General features: G+C 71.1%; 1 protein-coding gene. It reads left to right on the top strand.

The window, feature by feature from the left end:
- Positions 1-3428 (top strand): non-ribosomal peptide synthetase (locus AOK22_RS31215; RefSeq protein WP_157872329.1); only part of this gene is annotated, 3428 nt, incomplete at both ends.

Below are 3428 nucleotides of genomic sequence, written 5' to 3'. Positions count from 1 at the left end.
GGTCAAGATCCGTGGGTTCCGCATCGAACTCGGCGAGATCGAAGCCGCACTCGGCATCCACCCGGCCGTCCGCTCCTGCGTGGTCGTGGCGCGCGAGGACCAGCCGGGCAACAAGCAGCTCGTCGCGTACGTCGTCGCGGAGGACGGGCACGCGGACACGGACTTCCGCACCGAGCTGGGCCGGCACGTGGAGCGCATGCTCCCCGAGTACATGGTCCCCAGCGCCTACGTGGCCCTGGAGAGCCTGCCACTGACCACCAACGGCAAGCTCGACCGCAAGGCGCTCCCGGCACCGAATATCGACGCGTACGCCCAGCGCGAGTACGTCGCGCCGAGCACCCCCACCGAGCGCGCCCTCGCCTCGGTCTGGGCGGAACTGCTCGGCTTCGACGAGGAGCGCGTCGGCGCCGACGACAACTTCTTCGAGCTCGGCGGTCACTCGCTGCTCATCACGGTCCTGGTGGCCCGCCTGAAGGAACTGGGCCTCGACGTCTCGGTGCGCAGCGTGTTCAGCAGCCCGACCCTGGCCCGCCTGGCGGAGGCCATCGACGGGGCCGGCGCCGCCCCCGTGGACGACGGCGTCCCGCCGAACCTGATCCCCCTGGGCTGCGCGCGCCTCACCCCGGACATGCTGCCCCTGGTCGAGCTGACCCAGGAGCAGGTCGACACGGTCGTCGCCACCGTGCCCGGCGGCGCGCCCAACGTCCAGGACGTCTACCCGCTGGCCCCCGCCCAGGAGGGCATCCTCTTCCACCACCTGCTCGACCCGGACAACGACCCCTACCTGGTCTCCGTCCTGCTCGCCGCGGACGACGACAAGGTGGCCGACGCGTTCACGGAGGCGCTCCAGGCGCTCGTCGACCGGCACGACGTGCTGCGCACCGCCGTGCTCACCGCCGACCTGCCCGAGCCCGTACAGGTCGTCCACCGCACCGCCCGCCTGACGGTGGAGCGGACGCGTCTCGACCCCGGCACCGACGCCGAGGAGCAGGCCCGCGCCCTCCTGGACCGGCCGCGCCGCATGCGCGTCGACCAGGCGCCCCTGCTGAAACTCCTCGTCGCCGAGGACCCGCGCTCCGAGCGGCGCCACCTCCTCCTCAGCGCCCACCACCTCATCGAGGACGCCACCACCCTGCGCCTGGTCCTCACCGAGCTGGCCACCCACATGGCGGGCCGCGCCGCCCTGCTCAAGGCGCCCGCCCCCTACCGCGACTTCGTCGCCCACACCCTGCGGCAGACGACCGCCGACGACGGGGAGGCCCACTTCCGGGCCATGCTCGCCGACGTCACCGAGCCGACCACGCCGTTCGGCCTGACGGACGTGCGCGGCGACGGCCACCGCTATCCGCAGCTGCGCCGCGCGCTGCCGGAGGACCTCACCCGCGCGATCCGCGCCCAGTCCAAGCGGCTGCACATCAGCCCGGCCTGCCTGTTCCACGCGGCATGGGCGTGCGTCACGGCCGCGGCGGCCGGCAGCGACGACGTCGTGTTCGGCACCGTGATGTCGGGCCGCCTCCAGGGCGTGCCCGGCGTGGAGAGCATGCTCGGCAACTTCATCAACACCCTGCCGCTGCGCGTGCGTCTCGCGGACCGGACCGTGCAGGAGCTGATCGCGGACGTCGACACCGGCCTGAAGGAGCTGATCGCCCGCGAGCAGAGCGCGCTGAGCCTGGCGCAGCGCTGCAGCGGCCTGGACGCCGACACCCCGCTGTTCAGCGCGGTCATCAACGTCCGGCACTTCGAGCCCGGACACGGGGACGCGTCCGGGGCCGCCGTCACCGGCCAGGGCATCCACTGGCTGGCGGAGGCCGACGCGATCAACTACCCGCTCGTGGTCTCGCTCGACGACTTCGGCAGCGAACTCGCCCTGCACGTCCGCGTGGACGACACGGTCGCGTGCGAGGCGCTCGTCGGGAACGTCGAGGCGGCGCTGTCCGGCATCGTCGCCGCCCTCGCCGAGGACGACGGCGCCGGGACGCGGGCCCTCGACGTGGACGTCCTCTCCCCGGCCGAGCGTCGGCGGGTGCTGGAGGAGTGGAACGCGGCTCCTGCCGGTCTGGTGTCGGAGGAGAGGTGTGTTCATGAGTGGTTCGAGTCGGTGGTGGCCGGGGCGCCGGACGCGGTGGCGGTCGAGTTCGAGGGCGTGTCGCTGACGTATGGCGAGCTGAATGCGCGGGCGAATCGTCTGGCGCGGCATTTGCGTGAACTGGGTGTGGGGCGCGAGACGTTGGTGGGTCTGTGTCTGCCGCGCAGTGAGCACATTGTGGTGGCGGTGCTGGCGGTGCTGAAGGCGGGTGGCGGTTATGTGCCGCTGGACCCGGCCGCCCCCGTCGAGCGGCTCGACCATGTGGTGCGGGACAGTTCACCGCGCGTCCTGGTCGTGGACGGCGGGCTGCCCGACGGCCTGACGGCACCGGACATCCCGGTGGTGGACGTGCGCGCCGACGCCGGCGCCTGGAGCGGCCGGTCGGACGCCGATCTGGACCCCGCCGAGGTCGGCTCCACCTCCGGCGATCTCGCCTACGTGATCTATACGTCGGGGTCGACGGGGACGCCGAAGGGTGTGGTGGTCGAGCACCGGAATGTGACGCGGTTGTTCACGGCGACGGATGGCTGGTTCGGGTTCGGGTCGTCGGATGTGTGGACGTTGTTCCATTCGTTCGCGTTCGACTTCTCGGTGTGGGAGATGTGGGGTGCGTTGCTGTATGGCGGGCGTCTGGTGGTGGTGCCGCAGGCGGTGACGCGGAATCCGCGTGAGTTCTATGAGTTGTTGTGTGCTGCGGGTGTGACGGTGTTGAACCAGACGCCGAGTGCGTTCCGGCAGTTGATCGCGGCGCAGGGTGAGGACGGTGCGGGGCATCGGCTGCGGGCGGTGGTGTTTGGTGGTGAGGCGCTGGATGTGGGGGCGTTGAAGCCGTGGATGCGGCGTGCGGTGAATGCCGGTACGCGGTTGGTGAACATGTACGGGATCACGGAGACGACCGTGCATGTGACGTATCGGCCGTTGGTGGAGGCGGACACCGACGGGTCGGCCAGCCCGATCGGTGAGCGGATTCCTGATCTGCGGATTTATGTGCTGGACGGGCGGGGGCGGCCGGTGCCGGTGGGTGCGGTCGGTGAGCTGTTCGTGGGCGGTGAGGGGGTCGCGCGCGGGTATCTGAACCGTCCGGAGCTGACGGCGGAGCGGTTCGTGGAGGACCCGTTCTGTGGGCGTGCGGGTGCGCGGATGTACAAGACGGGTGATCTGGCGCGGCAGTTGCCGGACGGTTCGCTGGAGTATCTGGGGCGCAACGACGACCAGGTCAAGATCCGTGGGTTCCGCATCGAACTCGGCGAGATCGAAGCCGCACTCGGCATCCACCCGGCCGTCCGCTCCTGCGTGGTCGTGGCGCGCGAGGACCAGCCGGGCAACAAGCAGCTCGTCGCGT

It is taken from the genome of Streptomyces silaceus (genome assembly GCF_001419745.1).
GTDB classification, from domain to species: domain Bacteria; phylum Actinomycetota; class Actinomycetes; order Streptomycetales; family Streptomycetaceae; genus Streptomyces; species Streptomyces silaceus.
This window is presented reverse-complemented; position numbering and strand designations above follow the sequence as displayed.